A 16,521-nucleotide genomic window follows, 5' to 3' on the forward strand; every position below is an offset into this window, starting at 1 on the left:
GCCCACGCCCAAGCCCTATTGTGTTAAGTCCCGCAACTTGATGGGTTTTCTTGTCGCTTTCAAGGCCGCTGACGGTTCTGCCCACGGTGTGGGCAGCTTCCTATCACCCAGGCGCGGTGCGGAGAACCCCGTATCATTGACGGCTTTAGAGGATTTCGCCTAATAATCGCCGCCAATAGGGCGCGACGCCTCCAAGCCGAAGGTTCAGTCGAAGGTTTTTGCATGAACAAGGTCTATCCCGACGCCAAGTCGGCTCTGTCAGGCATTTTAAAAGACAACATGATGATCATGTCGGGAGGTTTCGGCCTCTGCGGCATCGCCGAGGAGCTGTCGGACGCGATCCGCGAGTCCGGCGTCAAGGGCCTGACGGTGGTCTCCAACAATGCCGGCGTCGACGGCATCGGGCTCAGCCGTCTCCTGGAAACCCGGCAGATCAAGAAGATGATCTCGTCCTATGTCGGCGAGAACAAGCTGTTCGCCCAGCAATTCCTCGCCGGCGAGCTGGAACTTGAATTCAATCCGCAGGGCACGCTGGCCGAGCGCATCCGCGCCGGCGGCGCCGGCATCCCGGCCTTCTACACCAAGACCGGCGTCGGCACGCTGATCGCCGAAGGCAAGGAAGTGAAGGAGTTCGACGGCGAGAAGTACCTGATGGAGCGCGGCCTGTTCGCCGACCTCGCCATCGTGCACGCCTGGAAGGGCGACACTGCCGGCAACCTCATCTACCGCAAGACCGCGCGTAACTTTAACCCGATGATGGCGACCGCCGCCAAGATCACGGTAGCCGAAGTCGAGCATCTGGTTCCGGCCGGTGAACTCAATCCCGACCACATCCACACGCCCGGCATTTTCGTGAAGCGCATCGTCGAGGTCGGCACGGCCAAGAAGCGCATCGAATTCCGCAACACCCGCCCGCGCACGGCAGCTTAAGATCAGGAGAGCCTCATGGCCTGGACCCGTGAACAGATGGCCGCGCGCGCCGCAAAGGAATTGCGTGACGGCTACTACGTCAATCTCGGCATCGGCATCCCGACGCTGGTCTCGAACTACATTCCGGATGGCGTCGACGTCAGCCTCCAGAGCGAGAACGGCATGCTCGGCATGGGACCGTTCCCCTATGAGGACGAGGTGGATGCCGATCTCATCAATGCCGGCAAGCAAACCGTGAGCGAGCTGCCCTCGACCTCCTATTTCTCGAGCGCGGATTCCTTCGGCATGATCCGCGGCGGCCACATGGATCTGTCGATCCTCGGCGCCATGCAGGTGGCCCAGAACGGCGATCTCGCCAACTGGATGATCCCCGGCAAGATGGTCAAGGGCATGGGCGGTGCGATGGACCTCGTTGCCGGCGTCAAGCGCGTCGTCGTGGTGATGGAGCATTCGGCCAAGGACGGCGCAAAGCTGCTGAAGCAGTGCAACCTGCCGCTAACCGGCGAGCGCGTGGTCGACATGGTCGTCACCGATCTCGCCGTCTTCACCATCGACAAGCACGGCGACGGTGGCATGGCCTTGATCGAGCTCGCCGATGGCGTCTCGCTCGACGAGGTCAAGGCCAAGACCGAAGCCGAATTCCGCGTCGCGCTGAAGAACACCTAGCGTCTCGCGGAAGGGGGCGCGCATGACGATACGGTCTGCGCGTCCCGAAGACGCCGATTTCATCGCAAGAACCATCCTGTCATCGCAGCGGGGTTACCGGCCGCGCGGATGGTTCGACGTCGCTCTCGGCTGGCCCGAACAGCAATGCCTCGATTTCATCGCGCGCATCGCGGTCGCAGACGCGGTGTCGATGTGGCACGTCTCGCAATTCCTGGTCGCCGAGATCGACGGCAGGCCGGCGGCGGCGCTTTGCGCCTTGCCTGCAGCCGGTACAGGACCTGCGGCCTGGCGTGCGATCGAGCAGATCGCGGCCGCGGCGGGGGTCGCCGCGCCAGAGCTCGAGGCCATCCGCCGACGCGGCGCCTACACCCGCGCCTGCTGGGTTCAGGGCGGCGAGGGCGACTGGATGATCGAGTATGTCGCAACCGATCCGGCCTATCGCGGCCGCGGCCTGGTGCAGGCGCTGATCGCGCATGCGCTCGACAAGGGGCGAGCGGCTGGATTTGCCCGGGCGACGATATCGTTCCTGATCGGCAACGAAGCCGCCGAGCGCGCCTACACCAAGGCCGGTTTCGTCTTCGCGGAGGAGAAACGCGATCCCGCCTTCGAGGCGATCATCGGCGCGCCCGGTTTTCGCATGTTCGCACGCAAGATTTGAGGCTTCGCGACCGGTGAGGGTTCAGCGTGAGCGCTCCAGTCGTGCTCCGGCGCATGTTCGGCCAGGGGCTCGCCAACCCAGGCGTGAGGCTGCCGCGGGACTGTGAGACGGTCCGCGGCCTTGGTGCCGCCGCAGCCACGCCCCACGGAAACCCCAATCGAACCAGTTCCTTCGCTACCGCGTCCAACCATGTTGGCGAGGCATTTGATCGCGCGCGTCCGGCGGGCGGCGCGGCGATATCGGCAGGAGGGACTTTATGCGCATCACCGCAAGATGTTTGGCGACAACGAGCCTGGTTTTGGTGACCATGGCGACGGCATCGCCGTCATGGGCCGCCGAATTGGACACCAATTCGGCGATCGACACTGTCACCGTCTATCCCGATGGCGCCACCGTCACCCGCGTCATCACGCTCGACCTCCCATCGGGGGACTCGACGCTGGTTGCGAAGGACTTTCCGCTGGCCCTCGATACGTCCTCCATCCGGGTCGAGGGTGAAGGCGGAGCCAAACTCACCATCGGCACGATCGATGCGCGGGCGCCGCGCGCGGCACCGGTCAATCTGCCTGAGCTGGAAAAGCGGCTCGAAGCCCTGAACGACCAGCGTGCCGACCTGCAAGGCGCGATCGATTCGGCCAATGCGCGGCGCAAGTTCGCGGAGCACTTTGCGGAAGCGGCCCCCGTTGGCATCGGCGAGAAGGGCGAGGCGCGGCCGATCGCCGAATGGCGCACGGCCTTTGCCGCGGTCGGCGAGGAAATCGCGAGCGCCGATACGGCTGTCCGTGACGCGACGCGCAAATTGCGCGAGATCGATCGGCAGATCGTCCTGCTCGACGTCGAGCGCAAGGCCAAGCCGGCGAGCAAGCTCGAGGTCCGCATGGACATTGCCGCGCCGACTGCGACCAAGGCGACGTTGCGAGTCACCTACAATGTGCGCAATGCGCGCTGGATGCCGCTCTACGACGCGCGGCTTGATACCGGAGCCAAGGACCGCAAGCCGCAACTAGAACTGGTCCGTCGCGCCGAGATCACGCAATCGACCGGGGAGGACTGGTCGAACGTCACGCTCGGCGTCTCCACGGTGCGCATCAGCCGCGGCGGCAGCGCGCCGGAGCTGCATTCGCTGCTGGCGCAATATCCGCAACCGCAGAGGCCAATGGCACTCGGTGCGGCCTCCGATCTGGCGCGGCCCGCGCCGATGACGCGTCAGGCACAATCGCCCGCGATGGCCAAGGTTGCGGAGTCGGCCGAGCCCCGTGAACGCGCCGAAGAACAGCAGGCAATTGCCGAGATCGGCGACTTCCAGGCCACCTTCAAAATTCCGGGCCGCGTCAGCCTCGGCGCCGCCGAGGGCGCCAAGAGCCTCCGCATCGCGGCAATGACCGTGCCTGCCGACCTGGCCGTGCGCGCCGCGCCGGTGATCGACCCGACCGCTTTCCTCGAAGCCAGCTTCAAGCAGACGGATGACACAACTCTGCTGCCCGGCAAGGTCGCGATCTATCGTGACGGCGTCTTTGTCGGTCGCGGCAAGATCTCGGCCTCTGCCAAGGACGACATCGTGCGGCTCGGCTTCGGCGCCGACGACAAGGTCAGGATCGAGCGCGCCGTGCTCAAGCGCAATGAAGGCTCGGCAGGCCTGCTGGTCACGACCTCCAAGACCGACGAGCGTTCGTTCAAGACCACCATCCGCAACGGCCACGATTTCCAGATCAAGGTCGCGATCGAGGATCAATTGCCGGTCAGCGAGAGCGAGGACATCGTCGTCGAGATGCTGCCCGCGACCACGCCGCCGACGGCAAGAGATATCCGTGACAAGCGCGGCGTGCTTGAATGGTCATTCGACGCCAAGCCCGGCGAGGTCAAGGATATCAACTTTGCCTGGCGCGTCCGCTGGCCGAAGGACAAGAGTATGGTGATCGTCCCGGCGGGGTAGGCATTGCGGATTTCTTCACCTCTCCCGTAGGCAGAGATCGGATTGCATCGAAGGTGCAATCCGGGTGACGGCGAAACAGCGCGAGTCCGTCTCTCACGGTGATCGTGGAAGCAGCCCCTCACCCAACCCTCTCCCCGTGAGGAACCAGTTCTATCGCATATGGGAGCGCTTGCTGTGTGGCCATCCTTCGAGACGCCCGCCGTTGGCGGGCCCTCAGGATGAGGACCGAGTGTGCGGCAGCGGTTTCAACGGGCTCGGTGCCGCTTAGCCTCATCCTGAGGAGACCGCGAAGCGGGAAGGTGTAGACGCCGGGCAGGCCTTGTCGGCCGTGCCTTCGCCGTTGTCGCGTTCGATGATGAGGCCTGGAGACCTGATCATCATGTTGAAGCCGCCGACGGCATTGGCGTTCTGCTCGAACACATACTGCTACTAGGGACCAAACGCCGCAGCTGCGGTCTACTCCTTTACCGCGCCGGTCAGGGAGGACACGTAGTAATCCACAAACAGCGAGTAGAAGACCGCAACCGGCAGCGATCCCAGCAGCGATCCCGCCATTAGCGCGCCCCACTGGTAGACGTCGCCGGTGACGAGCTCGGTCAGGATCGCAACCGGTACGGTCTTGTTGGCGCCGCTCTGGATGAAGGCGAGCGCATAGATGAACTCGTTCCAGGACAGCGTGAAGGAGAAGATGCCGGCCGAGATCAGCCCGGGCACGGCGAGCGGCAGCGTGATCCGCCGCAGGATCTGGAGCCGGGTGGCGCCGTCGACCAGCGCGCATTCCTCGAGCTCGTAGGGAATCGACTTGAAATAGCCGATCAGGAGCCAGGTGCAGAACGGCACCAGGAAGGTCGGATAGACCAGGATCAGCGCAAGCGGGGAGTCGAACAGGCCGAACTGCACCACGACAGTAGCGAGCGGAATGAACAGGATCGACGGCGGCACGAGATAGGCGAGGTAAATGCCGAGGCCGACATAGGGGCTGCCGCGGAAGCGCAGGCGCTCGATGGCATAGGCGGCGAGCGTGCTCGCGATCAAGGACAGCGTGGTCGATCCGATTGCCACCCACATCGTCGTCCACAGCCAGCGCGGATAGGCGGTGTCGAACAACAGATGCTTGATGTGGGCGAGCGTCGGCGAGGAGATCCAGAACGGGTTGTGCTGTTTGTAGTTCAACAGCTCTGCGTTCGGCTTGAACGAGGTGATCGCCATCCAATAGAATGGAAACAGCAGGATCAGCACGAAGCAGCCGAGCGGCAGGTAGATCATCATCAGCCGCCGCAGCCCGGAATCCCAGGCCATGGTGTCGGGCGCGGCCTTGGCGTCGGCGACAGCCGGTTGGGCGACGGTATCAGTCATTGCTCTCTCCCTGCTGCCATTTGCGGCGCGCCAGGCCGAAATATGAGAACAGCGTCGCGAACACCAGGAAGGGGATCATCGACACCGCGATCGCGGCACCTTCGCCGAGCTCACCGCCGGCGATGCCGCGCTGGAAGGCCAGCGTGGCGAGCAGATGGGTCGAGTTCACCGGCCCGCCGCGGGTGATGGCGTAGACCAGCTGGAAGTCGGTGAAGGTGAAGATGATCGAGAAGGTCATGACGATGGCGAGGATCGGCATCATCATCGGGAAGGTGATGTAGCGGAAGCGCTGCCAGGCGCTGGCCCCATCCAGCATCGCGGCCTCGTAGAGCGAGGGCGAGATGGTCTGAAGCCCTGCCAGCAGCGAGATCGCGACGAAAGGAATGCCGCGCCAGATATTGGCGGCGATCAGCGAGAAACGGGCCGGCCAGGCTGAGCCGAGGAAGTCGATATTGCTCGAGCGCCAATGCAGCACGTCGACGAGGAGATAGGAGATGATCGAGAACTGCGGATCGTAGATCCACCAGAACGCCAACGCCGAGAGCACGGTCGGCACGATCCAGGGCAGCAGGATGATGGCCCGCAACAGGCTCTTGAACGGGAAATGGTTGTTGAGCAGCAGCGCGAGCCAGAAGCCGAGCGCGAACTTCCCGAAGGTCGCGATTCCCGTATAGACCACGCTGTAGAACACAGCGTTCCACCACAGGGGATCGGTGAGCAGATACTGGAAGTTCTCCAGGCCGACATAGACGCCCTTGCGGCCGATCGTGGTGTCGGTGAAGGCGAGCCAGATGCCGAGGCCGAGCGGATAGGTCAGGAACACCGTGAGCAGCCCGATCGCCGGCGCCAGGCACATCACGATCAGGAACGGCTTGTAATCGAACAGCCGCACCAGCCAGGACGGCTGCCGCTGCGCCAATGCGGGGGAGGAGAGGGTGGTCACGGACATCAGTTTGTTGTCCTGTCGTTGAAGGTCACCACACCGTCATTGCGAGCGAAGCGACTTGCCCGCCAAAGCCTCGGCGACGGCGGAAGCAATCCAGTCTGGTTCTGCGGTGGCAGTCTGGATTGCTTCGTCGCAAGTGCTCCTCGCAATGACGGCGGCCTCGTCGATGCCTACCGGCCCTGCCGCCGGAAGTACCGTTTGCAGCGCTGCTCCGCTTCCGCGGCCGCGGCTTCCGGCGTCGCCGCCCCGGTCGCGACCGAGGCGAACATCTGCACCGTGACATAATCCGCACGAACAGCGCCGGTGGCGGTCGAGATCGGACCCTTGTAGCCGGCGTAGTACCTGCTGTTCATGGTGTCCTTGAAGATCGCGACCTTGGGATCGCCCTTCCACACTGCCGCATCCGCGTAAGCCGCGAGGGCTTGCGACCAGTAGCCGCTGTTAGCGTTCAGCCACGGCTCGTACTGTTCCTTCTCCAGCATGAATTGCAGGAAGGCCTTCGCGGCGTTCGGATATTGGCTGTGCTTGAACACCATGGCGTTCAGCGTCAGTCCCGACATTGGGGAAGCCTGTGCGTAGAACTTCGGCAACAATTGATGTTCTGAATCTTCGGCGATCGAAGCCGTGGCCGGATCGTTCTTCAGCGAAAAATAGAGCGAGACGCCGTTTGCGGTCAGTGCGATCTCTTGCGAAGAATAGGCGCGGTTGTTGCTGACGTCGTTCCACGACGGTGTGCCGGCGATGAAGGTTGGATAGAGCTCTTTCACGTATTTCAGCGCCGCGATAGTTTCCTTGCTGTTGATGGTGACATTGCCTTCCTCATCCAGCAGCGCGGCGTTGTGCGACCACATCATCCAGTCCGCAAAGCCGTTCCCGTCCCCGACTGCATTGCCGAGCGCAAAGCCGGCCGGTTTGCCGGCCTGCTGCAGCTTCTTGCACAGATCAAGAAAGCCGGCAGGGTCTTCCGGTACCTTGTCGAACCCAACGGATTTCAGGACCGACTTGCGATAGATGAGAGGCCCGGCGGTAGCCCCGAACGGGATCCCGATCCAAGTGTCGCTCTTGGCCTTCTTGCCATAGGCCATCGCAAGATTTTGCCAGCCGCCATACTTCTTGCCGAGATAGTCGGCGACGTCGCTCAACTCGATCAGCTTGTCGACATAGATATGGGGCGCGTCGGAGAAGCCGATGATGATGTCGGGGCCCGCGCCGGAGTTCGAGGTGACGGCGGTCTGCTGGTTGATGTCCTCCCAGCCGACAAAGTCGACCTTGACCTCGACCCCGGTCTCCTTGGAGAACTTTGCCGCATTGGCGCGGAACACGTCTTCATCGGCCTGGACGAAGCGGACCGGGCGCAGCATGCGCAGGGATGCGCCCTTCTCGATCTCGCGTTTCGGCGCTGCCACCTCGGCAGCCTTGATATTGGATGTTTGCGCTGCAGCACCGGTGGCGGCGAACGTTGCAGCGGATAGGCCCAGCGCCAAGGCATCACGACGGGTGATGTCGTTCCTCATCAGTTCCTCCCTATGATGTCTCCCTTCCCGGCGTTGATCGCCGGTGAAGGGTCGTTTCGGTCGTTGGCGCCTTGGGCGCCGGCCGCCTAGCTGTTCGGTCCGCGATCCATGCTGACGGGCTGCCAGCGGCGGAGCGTGGTGTTCTGCAGCACCGACGGATTGACGCAGCTTACCGGCCACATGCCCTGCAGCACCAGTGACAATTCGTAGCCCACCCGGCGCTTGCGCGCTTCGTCAAACCGTGCCGAGGCCGAGGCGACGTGGGCGGTCAGGGTCACGTTCTCCATGCCAAGCAAGGGATTGTTGTGCGAGGGCGGTTCCTTCTCCAGCACGTCGAGGGCGGCGTGCGCGATCCAGCCCTCCTGCAGCGCCTTGATCAGGCTCTCCTCGTCCACGGTGGCGCCGCGCCCGGTGTTGATGAAGATCGAACCCTTCTTCATCTGCCGGAAGTGCTTCTCGGTCAGCATGTGATGCACCTCGGGTCTTGCCGGGGCATGCATCGAGACGAAGTCCGATTGCGACAGCACCTCGTTCAGCGTCGCCGGGACCACGCCGTGGTCGTACATCAGCGTTTCCTGGATGAAGGGATCGTAGGCCATCATGCGCAGGCCGAACGGAGCCGCGCGCTTGGCAACGGCACGCGCCACGCGCCCGAACGAGATGAAGCCGAGCGTCTGGCCCATAAGCCGGGGGACCTTGAGCAGCGCCGGCCGGCCCTCCGCCCAGCGGCCGTCACGCACCATGCGGTCCTGCTCGACCAGGCGGCGGAAGCCCGCCAGCAGCAGCATCATGGCGTGGTCGGCGACCTCCTCGATGAAGGTGTCGGGGATGTTGGTGACGGGAATGCCGCGCGCCGTGGCGGCCTTGATGTCGACGCTGTCGACGCCGACGGAGCCGAGCGTGATCACCTTGCAGCTCTCCAGCGCGTCTATGATGGTCTTGGTGATGGGAATGCCCTTGGCGTAGATCGCGTCGGCATTCTTGGCGGCGGCAATGAACCCTGCTTCATCGGCGGGCGCCTCGACGATCTCGGCGTCGATCGGATCGAGCGCTTCGCTCTCAAAGGAATAGTCGCTGCCCGCGACCGTGAAGCTCGCGCCCTTCGGCGTCACCACCCTGTATTTCGGCATTTTCTCGCTCCCGATTTGTTTGTCGGTTCTTGTTGCGGCCCGCCTCCGCGGGCGCGCCTTTGCGTCTTTTACGCGAAACCGAGGTGAGGGCGTACAATTCCGGTCGTCGGACCGGACATAATTGCCGATTTTCGCGGCTGCGTCCGGGCTTCTACGGAGGCGCGTAAGTAACTTGCTAAGGGGTCGGCCACTAAAAGTCGATTCGATTTTGATCAATCTGGTCGCGTGCCCGTATCCCATTATTGCCGGAGCCATCCTGTGAAGTTGAGCAATCTGAAGATCGCATCGAAGCTCGGCATTCTTGTCGGCGTGGCCATGCTCGGCCTGTGCGTCGCCGGGGCGTTGGCCGCGTACCTGATGCAACGGGAATTGCTCGATGCCCGCTTCGAGCAGACCAGGGCCATGGTCGAAATGTCGCGCAACATGGCGTTGGGTCTGCAAAAGCAGGTCGACGCTGGGCAGCTGACCAAGGACGCGGCCATTGCGGAGTTCGTCCGCCGCGGCAGTTCGATGACCTATGACAAGGGATCGGGCTACATATTCGCCTATACGATGGATGGCGTCGCCGTGCTGACGCCCGACCCGAAGCAGTACGGCACCAACCGTCTCGACATCGAAACAAATGGCCGCAAGCTCACGCGTGAGCTGCGCGACGGTATCGCTGCCAAAGGCGACGTCACGCTGCGCTACGAGTATTTCCGGCCGGGCGAGAAGGACGTTACCCGCAAGCTGTCCTATGCTGTCGCGATTCCCGGCTGGAACATGTTCGTTGGCACCGGGGTGTATCTCGACGACCTTGATGCCAAGCTGGGGCCGGTGGCCTGGCTGCTCGGCCTCTCCCTGGTCGGCATCATGCTCGTGGCCGGCGGCGCGGCTTGGCTGATCGGTCGCAGCATCAGCCGGCCGTTGAGCATGCTCGGCACGCGCATGAAGGAGCTCGCCGACGGCAGGCTCGAGGGCGACATCCCCGGCGTCGGCCGCGGCGACGAGGTCGGCGCGATGGCCGCTACCGTGCAGATCTTCAAGTCCAGCGCGGAGAAGATTCGCGAGCTCGAGCAGACCGACGCAGCTGCGCAGCAGCGCGCTGCGGCGGAACGCCGCAACGCAATGGAAGAACTGGCCAACGACTTCGAGCGCAGCGTCAACGGCATCGTCCGCTCGGTCTCCTCGGCCGCGGCCGGCATGCAGAGCACGGCGCAGTCGATGAGCGCGACCGCGAGCGATGCCTCCTCGCGCGCAGCGACGGTCGGCGCTGCCTCGCAAAAGGCCTCCGGCAATGTCGGCACGGTCGCGGCGGCCGCCGAAGAGCTGTCGAGCTCGGTTGCGGAAATCTCCCGCCAGGTCACGCGTTCGACCGAAGTGGCGAGCCGCGCCGTCAGCGACGCCGAGCGTACCAACGCCACCGTGCAGGTGCTCTCGACCGGTGCCGAGAAAATCGGCGAGGTCGTCAAGTTGATTCACTCGATCGCTGCGCAGACCAACCTGCTCGCGCTCAACGCTACCATCGAAGCGGCTCGCGCCGGTGAATCGGGCCGCGGCTTCGCGGTCGTCGCCTCCGAGGTCAAGGCGCTGGCCAACCAGACCGCCAAGGCGACCGAAGAAATCTCCGCGCAGGTCGCGGCGATGCAGACCTCGACCAGCGACGCCGTCACGGCCATCTCCGGCATCACGCAGACGATCGCCGAGATGAGCGAGATCACTGCGGGCATTTCCGTCTCGATCGAGCAGCAAGGTGAGGCGACCCGCGAGATCGCCCGCAACATCCAGTCGGTCGCGGCCGGCTCGAGCGAGATCAACGCCAATATCGGCAGCGTCACCACGGCGGCGGAGGCGACTGGCAACGCGGCCACCGACGTGCTCACCAACGCACGCGAGCTGGACAGCCAGTCCGGCGCGCTGCGCAGCGCGGTGGACGGCTTCCTCGCCAAGGTGCGCGCGGCGTAGAGTCGTCACACCAAAGCGAGACCATCTACTCCATCGTCATGCCCGGGCTCGTCCCGGGCATCCACGTTCTTGAACACGTTAGGCGTGGATAGGCGTGGATGGCCGGGACAAGCCCGGCCATGACGGAGAATGCGGAGCGCGCAGGTTTCGCGAGCCCCTACTGCTTCTCGATCTTCGCGTTGGTGATCAGCTTCTCCCACAGCACCAGCTGCTCGTTGACGAACGTTCCGAGCTGCTCCGGCGTGCCCGAGAAGGCGTCCATGCCGAGGTTGGCGAGCTGGGCCTTGATCTCCGGCTTCTCGATAATCTTCCGGATCTCGGCGTTGAGCCGCGTCACGATCTCCTTGGGCAGGCCGGCGGGCCCGAAATAGCCCTGCCAGGACGAGATGTCGAAATCAGGCACGCCGGCCTCCTGCATCGAGGGCAGGCTCGGCACCAGCGGCGAGCGCTCCCTGGTGGTGACGGCGAGCGCGCGCAGCGCGTTGCCCTGGACATGCGGCAGGCCAGTGAGGATGTCGACGAACATCATTGAGACGCGGCCGCCCATGACGTCGTTGAGCGCCGGCGGCGAGCTCTTGTAGGGCACGTGCAGCAGGTCGAGCCCGGCATTGTGCGCAAAGGTCGCGCCCGACACGATCGCGGAGGACGATCCCGAGGCGTAGCTCAGCTTGCCTGGATTGGCCTTGCCATAGGCGACGAGCTCGCCGACGGTCTTGGCGGGCACTTCGGGATGGACCACCAGCATGAAAGGCAGATCGCCCGTGCGCGCGATCGGCGTGAAATCCTTGACCGGATCGTAAGTCAGGTTCTTGAGCAGATAGGGATTGGCCGAATGCGTGGTGTTGGTGGTCACCAGCAGCGTGTAGCCGTCCGGCGCGGCCTTGGCGACATAGGTGGCGGCGAGCATGCCGTTGGCGCCTGCCTTGTTCTCGATCACGATGCCGACGCCGAGCGCCTGCGACAGATGCTGTGAAATCAGCCGCGTGGTGGTGTCGGTGCCGCTGCCGGCTGCGAACGGCAAGACCAGCGTGATGTTGCGGCTGGGGTAATTGTCGGCTTGGGCCGTGGATACGGCGGCGAAGCACAATGCAGCTGCGCTGATGTTGCGCAGGTTTCGGATCAGCGCTGAAATCATGTCTGGACGTTCCCTGTTTTTTCGTTGGCCGGGAACCTAGCTTGTTCGGATCGAAACCGAAAGACGACTTAAAGACGGCACTCGTCGCCCGCAGCGCGGAATTACTTCACCGCCGAACCCTGGCGCGAGGCGATCACGACGCCGGCGAGCACCAGCGCGTAGCCGATCAGGTGGAATGGCTGCAGCGTTTCGCCGAGCAGCAGGATCGCCATCGCCGAGCCGAACACCGGCACCAGGTGGAAGAACGGCGCAGCCCGGTTCGGCCCGATCAGCGCCACGCCGCGGTTGAAGAAGAGATAGGCCAGCGTCGAGGGAAAGATCAGGAGGTAGCCCAGTGTCGCCAGCGTCATCGTATCCAACTGCAGGACGCGGCCGCTTGCCGCCTCCCAGATCGCCGCGGGCAGCAGCATCGTCGCGCCGCAGCAGGTGGTGAAGGACAGGAACGACAGCTGATGGATCTTGGGCCGGCGCGGGATGAAGGCGGAGTAGATCCCGAACGCCACAAGCGATGAGGCGAACATGATGTCGCCCCTGTTTAAGCTGATGCTCGCCAGCGCAGCGAGATCGCCGCGCAGGATGATGATCAAGACGCCGAGAAGCGAGATCGCGATGCCGGCGAACTGCGCACCCGTCAGCCGCACGCCGAACAGCACCAGCGACCACAGCGCCACGAACAGGGGACCTGCCGACTGGATCAGCAGCGCGTTCAGCGCTTCGGTGTACTGCATCGCCCAGTACGAGATCGCATTGTTGAAAGCAAAGCCCACCAGCGACAGGAACAGCATCAGGGGCAGGCTCCTGCGCAAGGCAGGCCAGTCGCGCTTCAGATGCGGCCAGGCGAACGGCAGCAGGATCAGGAACACGCCGAACCAGCGGATCGTGGTCACGGTCAGCGGCGGCACATGCGCGCCGACATGGCGCGCGAGCACGATGTTGCCGGCCCAGAACAGCGAGCTCAGGCTGAGCAGCAGATAAGGCTGGTTGTTGAGCCAACTGGCCGGATTGGCGGCCTTTGGCGCGGGCGAAGCGATCGTCATTGGCGTTGCCCGCGAGCTTGCGCCGGATCGGCGTCATGGCACAAGTCACAGCGCCGCAATGCTACAATGCAGGCACGACCCGAGGAGGCGTCTTTGGCGGTTAATATGTTGAACATCGAGGGGCTGGAGCGGCTCGATCCACAGGCACCCGTGGTGATGCTGAACCTGATGCGCTTCCACGCGCGCTCGCGTGACGGCAATGGCTCCGGCTGGGACGCCTATCTGCGCTACAGCGCCGTGACGGTGCCGATGATCAAGGCGCGCGGCGGCACCTTGCTCTGGACCGGCGAGGCCAAGGCCATCGTGCTCGGACCACACGGCGGCAACGACTGGGATTTCGTCGCGCTGGTCCATTATCCGACCGTCGCGGCCTTCCGCGACATGATGACATCGGAAGCCTACGAGCGCGAGGCCGACCCGCACCGCGTCAACGGCTGCGCCGAGCATGTGATCAACGCGACCAGCGAGGCCTACAGCAAGTTCAAGACGAAGTAGATTTGTAGGGTGGGCAAAGGCGCGCGCTCTTCACGCGCCGTGCCACTGCCTTCTCCGTGCCAGCTGGCATGGTGGGCACGCTTCGCTTTGCCCACCTCCGAGGAATTAACTCGCCTGCTTCCTCGACGCCACGAACACGCCGGACAGCACCAATGCGAATCCGATGAAGTGGAACGCCTGCGGGTGTTCGCCGAGGAAGGCCATCGCCATGATCGAGCCGAACACCGGCACCACGTGGAAGAACGGCGCGGCGCGGTTGGCGCCGATCAGGCGCACGCCGCGATTGAAGCAGAGATAGGCGAGCGTCGATGGGAACACCGCGACGTAGAACAGCGTCAGGAGGTTCGGCACGTCGAGCTTCATGACCGGGCGTGCGGACAATTCCCAGATCTCCAGCGGAATGAGACAGGCCGCCCCGATCCCGAAGGTGAAGGCGAGGAAGGACAGGCCGTGCATTGGCGGCCGCTTCAAGGTCAGCACCGAATACAGCGCGAAGATGATGAGCGCGACCATGAAGATAAGGTCGCCCTTGTTGAAATCGATGTTCGACAGCGTTGTGAAATCGCCGTGCAGCAGGATCGTCAGCACGCCGCACATCGACAGCAGCACGCCGAACGCCTGCGCCCCGGTGAGGCGGATGCCGAGGATGGCCAGCGACCACAGTGCCACGACCAGCGGCGCGGCCGACTGCAGCAGCAGCGTGTTGAGCGCCTGGGTATGTTCCAGCGCCCAATATTGCAGCGTGTTGAAGGCGCCGATGCCGGTGATCGAGAGCGTGACCATCAGGCCGAGCTTGCCGCGGATCGCGGGCCAGTCCTGGGCAAGATGCTTCCAGGCGAACGGCAGCACCAGCAGGAAGGCGAAGAACCAGCGCAGGAACGACAGCGTGACCGGCGGAATGTGGCCAGCGGCGAGCCGCCCGACGATGGCGTTGCCGGCCCAGCACAGTGCGGTGATGCTGAGCAGCAGATAGGGCTGGTTCGCGATCCAGCTGTGGCCGGACGTTTCCGCGCTGGTGGTCTGACCGCTGGCGGACATGGTGATTGGTGTGGCCCCGCGTGCACCGAGGCTTCCGGCCCGGCGGGATCCGGGCCGGCTGATCGCCCGGCGCTGTCCAAAGACACGGAAATCGAGGTTGCATCAACGGGGGGCCGACGCATCGCGACCATGCAGCCGCGGAGTGAGCCTCTCACGCTTTGGTCGAAGCCATTGCGCCGGTCATGAAGGTTGCAAGATTTTTAGGGGATATCAAGGGCTTGGGCCGCGCTTTGGGCCCTGAAAATGCCCCCTTCTTGCTTGCCTAGAGAGGCCGCTTCCTTTATCCGGTTGGGCTGCCTCGCGTGCGAACGGCCTTGTGCCGGGAATTGGGCTGGGCGCAGGCATGATCCCGGAAAAGTGGGTCCCGGTTTTCTGTTCGGATCATGTCACTTACAGAGAAATCTTCGAAGGATTACCCGCGAATGGCCAATGTTGTCGTCGTCGGCGCCCAATGGGGCGACGAAGGGAAGGGCAAGATCGTCGACTGGTTGTCGGAGCAGGCGGACATCGTCATCCGCTTCCAGGGCGGCCATAACGCCGGCCACACGCTGGTGATCAACGGCAAGACCTACAAGCTCGCGCTGTTGCCCTCCGGCGTGCTGCGCGAGGGCAAGCTGTCGGTGATCGGCAATGGCGTGGTGTTCGATCCCACCGCCTTCCTCGACGAGGTCGGCAAGCTCAGGGGCCTGGGCGTCGCGATCTCCCCGGACAACCTGCGGATCGCTGAGAACGTCACGCTGATCCTGCCGCTGCACCGTGAGCTCGATGCGCACCGCGAATCCGCCAGCGCGGCGACCGCGATCGGCACCACCCGCCGCGGCATTGGCCCGGCCTATGAGGACAAGGTCGGCCGCCGCGCCATCCGTCTGATGGACCTTGCCGACCTCGACACCCTTCCGCACAAGATCGACCGGCTGCTGGCGCACCACAATGCGCTGCGCCGCGGCCTCGGCCTGCCGGAATTCGACGGCAAGGAGATCGTGAAGGAATTGACTGCGCTCGCGCCGCAGCTGTTGCCCTATGCCGAGACGGTGTGGCGGCTGCTCGACATCAAGCGTCGCGAAGGCAAGCGCATGCTGTTCGAGGGCGCGCAAGGTGCACTGCTCGACGTCGACCACGGCACCTATCCCTACGTCACCTCGTCCAACACGGTGGCGGCGCAGGCGGCGACCGGCTCGGGCCTCGGCCCCGCCGCGGTCGGCTATGTGCTCGGCCTGTGCAAGGCCTATACGACCCGCGTCGGGCAGGGCCCGTTCCCGACCGAACAGGACAACGAGACCGGGCGCCGGATCGGCGAGCGTGGCCGCGAGTTCGGCACCAATACCGGGCGTCCGCGCCGCTGCGGCTGGTTCGACGCCGTGCTGGTCCGCCAGGCGGTCCGGACCTGCGGCATCAACGGGCTGGCCCTGACCAAGCTCGACATCCTCGACGGCTTCGACACGATCGAGGTCTGCACCGGCTACAAGCTCGACGGCAAGGAGATCGACCATTTCCCCGCCGGCGAGGGCGCGCAGGCCCGGGTCGAGCCGATCTACGAGACCATCGAGGGCTGGAAGGAGCCGACCGCCAGTGCGCGGTCCTGGGCCGACCTGCCGGCCCAGGCCATCAAATATGTCCGGCGGATCGAGGAATTGGTGGGGTGCCCGGTCGCACTGCTTTCCACCAGCCCCGAACGCGAGGATACTATCCTGGTGCAAAATCCGTTTGAGGCTTAACGATATCTTACCGGGACGCGCGTA

General features: G+C 64.2%; 15 protein-coding genes. 7 read left to right on the top strand and 8 right to left on the bottom strand.

Annotated elements, in window-relative coordinates:
* The first annotated feature begins 222 nt into the window (after positions 1–222).
* From IVB28_RS04730 to IVB28_RS04745, 4 genes are all read left to right on the top strand, one after another.
* Positions 223–930: a CoA transferase subunit A gene (locus tag IVB28_RS04730; RefSeq protein WP_018317833.1), complete on the top strand. Its 708-nt coding sequence runs from the start codon at positions 223–225 to the stop codon at positions 928–930.
* Between the two features lie 15 nt (positions 931–945).
* Entirely contained in the window at positions 946–1,596 is a 651-nt protein-coding gene (locus IVB28_RS04735; protein ID WP_247524882.1) for a 3-oxoacid CoA-transferase subunit B, read from the top strand.
* Positions 1,597–1,618: 22 nt separating this feature from the next.
* Positions 1,619–2,254, top strand: a complete 636-nt coding sequence (locus IVB28_RS04740) for a GNAT family N-acetyltransferase (protein ID WP_247524883.1) — start codon at positions 1,619–1,621, stop codon at positions 2,252–2,254.
* Positions 2,255–2,510: 256 nt separating this feature from the next.
* Entirely contained in the window at positions 2,511–4,187 is a 1,677-nt protein-coding gene (locus tag IVB28_RS04745; protein ID WP_247524884.1) for a mucoidy inhibitor MuiA family protein, read from the top strand.
* A 270-nt stretch (positions 4,188–4,457) separates the two neighbouring features.
* Here IVB28_RS04745 and IVB28_RS04750 read toward each other — a convergent pair whose 3' ends face one another.
* The 5 genes from IVB28_RS04750 to IVB28_RS04770 form a co-directional block, all read right to left on the bottom strand.
* Positions 4,458–4,607, bottom strand: coding sequence for a hypothetical protein (locus IVB28_RS04750; protein ID WP_247524885.1), 150 nt, complete (start codon positions 4,605–4,607; stop codon positions 4,458–4,460).
* Between the two features lie 36 nt (positions 4,608–4,643).
* On the bottom strand, positions 4,644–5,543 hold the full coding sequence (locus tag IVB28_RS04755) for a carbohydrate ABC transporter permease (RefSeq protein WP_247524886.1): 900 nt from the start codon (positions 5,541–5,543) through the stop codon (positions 4,644–4,646).
* Positions 5,536–6,492 carry a sugar ABC transporter permease gene (locus IVB28_RS04760; protein WP_247524887.1) on the bottom strand — a complete coding sequence of 319 codons (957 nt, stop codon included), beginning with the start codon at positions 6,490–6,492 and terminating at the stop codon, positions 5,536–5,538. The genes IVB28_RS04755 and IVB28_RS04760 overlap by 8 nt, the downstream gene beginning before the upstream one ends.
* A 167-nt stretch (positions 6,493–6,659) precedes the next feature.
* Positions 6,660–8,003 (bottom strand): extracellular solute-binding protein, encoded by a 1,344-nt coding sequence (locus IVB28_RS04765; protein WP_247524888.1) that lies wholly within the window; start codon positions 8,001–8,003, stop codon positions 6,660–6,662.
* Positions 8,004–8,089: 86 nt separating this feature from the next.
* Positions 8,090–9,133: a C-terminal binding protein gene (locus IVB28_RS04770; RefSeq protein ID WP_247524889.1), complete on the bottom strand. Its 1,044-nt coding sequence runs from the start codon at positions 9,131–9,133 to the stop codon at positions 8,090–8,092.
* 258 nt (positions 9,134–9,391) lie between these two features.
* On the opposite strand from IVB28_RS04770, the gene IVB28_RS04775 reads away from it, so the two are divergent.
* Positions 9,392–11,077, top strand: coding sequence for a methyl-accepting chemotaxis protein (locus tag IVB28_RS04775; RefSeq protein ID WP_247524890.1), 1,686 nt, complete (start codon positions 9,392–9,394; stop codon positions 11,075–11,077).
* Positions 11,078–11,234: 157 nt separating this feature from the next.
* On the opposite strand, the gene IVB28_RS04780 is transcribed toward IVB28_RS04775, so the two are convergent.
* Both IVB28_RS04780 and IVB28_RS04785 read right to left on the bottom strand, forming a co-directional pair.
* The gene (locus tag IVB28_RS04780; protein WP_247524891.1) at positions 11,235–12,212 is read right to left on the bottom strand and encodes a tripartite tricarboxylate transporter substrate binding protein; all 978 of its coding nucleotides are present in this window, start codon (positions 12,210–12,212) and stop codon (positions 11,235–11,237) included.
* Positions 12,213–12,313: 101 nt separating this feature from the next.
* Positions 12,314–13,249, bottom strand: a complete 936-nt coding sequence (locus IVB28_RS04785; RefSeq protein ID WP_247524892.1) for a DMT family transporter — start codon at positions 13,247–13,249, stop codon at positions 12,314–12,316.
* Between the two features lie 105 nt (positions 13,250–13,354).
* Here IVB28_RS04785 and IVB28_RS04790 point away from each other — a divergent pair, with 105 nt between their 5' ends.
* On the top strand, positions 13,355–13,744 hold the full coding sequence (locus IVB28_RS04790) for a DUF1330 domain-containing protein (RefSeq protein ID WP_247524893.1): 390 nt from the start codon (positions 13,355–13,357) through the stop codon (positions 13,742–13,744).
* Between the two features lie 105 nt (positions 13,745–13,849).
* Here the strand turns inward: IVB28_RS04790 and IVB28_RS04795 are convergent, their stop codons facing one another.
* Positions 13,850–14,782, bottom strand: coding sequence for a DMT family transporter (locus tag IVB28_RS04795; protein ID WP_247524894.1), 933 nt, complete (start codon positions 14,780–14,782; stop codon positions 13,850–13,852).
* 422 nt (positions 14,783–15,204) lie between these two features.
* Between IVB28_RS04795 and IVB28_RS04800 the strand changes: the two genes are divergently transcribed.
* Positions 15,205–16,497 (top strand): adenylosuccinate synthase, encoded by a 1,293-nt coding sequence (locus IVB28_RS04800; RefSeq protein ID WP_247524895.1) that lies wholly within the window; start codon positions 15,205–15,207, stop codon positions 16,495–16,497.
* The last annotated feature ends 24 nt before the right edge of the window (positions 16,498–16,521 follow it).

This window comes from Bradyrhizobium sp. 199 (assembly GCF_023073355.1).
In the GTDB taxonomy this organism is placed as follows: Bacteria; Pseudomonadota; Alphaproteobacteria; order Rhizobiales; family Xanthobacteraceae; genus Bradyrhizobium.

What these genes read in the sequence shown, in the direction of transcription:
- IVB28_RS04780 (WP_247524891.1), bottom strand. Translation starts at nt 12,212, where the DNA reads ATGATTTCAGCGCTGATCCGAAACCTGCGCAACATCAGCGCAGCTGCA.
- IVB28_RS04745 (WP_247524884.1), top strand. Translation starts at nt 2,511, where the DNA reads ATGCGCATCACCGCAAGATGTTTGGCGACAACGAGCCTGGTTTTGGTG.
- IVB28_RS04790 (WP_247524893.1), top strand. Translation starts at nt 13,355, where the DNA reads ATGTTGAACATCGAGGGGCTGGAGCGGCTCGATCCACAGGCACCCGTG.
- IVB28_RS04735 (WP_247524882.1), top strand. Translation starts at nt 946, where the DNA reads ATGGCCTGGACCCGTGAACAGATGGCCGCGCGCGCCGCAAAGGAATTG.
- IVB28_RS04730 (WP_018317833.1), top strand. Translation starts at nt 223, where the DNA reads ATGAACAAGGTCTATCCCGACGCCAAGTCGGCTCTGTCAGGCATTTTA.
- IVB28_RS04740 (WP_247524883.1), top strand. Translation starts at nt 1,619, where the DNA reads ATGACGATACGGTCTGCGCGTCCCGAAGACGCCGATTTCATCGCAAGA.
- IVB28_RS04755 (WP_247524886.1), bottom strand. Translation starts at nt 5,543, where the DNA reads ATGACTGATACCGTCGCCCAACCGGCTGTCGCCGACGCCAAGGCCGCG.
- IVB28_RS04800 (WP_247524895.1), top strand. Translation starts at nt 15,205, where the DNA reads ATGGCCAATGTTGTCGTCGTCGGCGCCCAATGGGGCGACGAAGGGAAG.
- IVB28_RS04785 (WP_247524892.1), bottom strand. Translation starts at nt 13,249, where the DNA reads ATGACGATCGCTTCGCCCGCGCCAAAGGCCGCCAATCCGGCCAGTTGG.
- IVB28_RS04770 (WP_247524889.1), bottom strand. Translation starts at nt 9,133, where the DNA reads ATGCCGAAATACAGGGTGGTGACGCCGAAGGGCGCGAGCTTCACGGTC.
- IVB28_RS04795 (WP_247524894.1), bottom strand. Translation starts at nt 14,782, where the DNA reads ATGTCCGCCAGCGGTCAGACCACCAGCGCGGAAACGTCCGGCCACAGC.
- IVB28_RS04765 (WP_247524888.1), bottom strand. Translation starts at nt 8,003, where the DNA reads ATGAGGAACGACATCACCCGTCGTGATGCCTTGGCGCTGGGCCTATCC.
- IVB28_RS04760 (WP_247524887.1), bottom strand. Translation starts at nt 6,492, where the DNA reads ATGTCCGTGACCACCCTCTCCTCCCCCGCATTGGCGCAGCGGCAGCCG.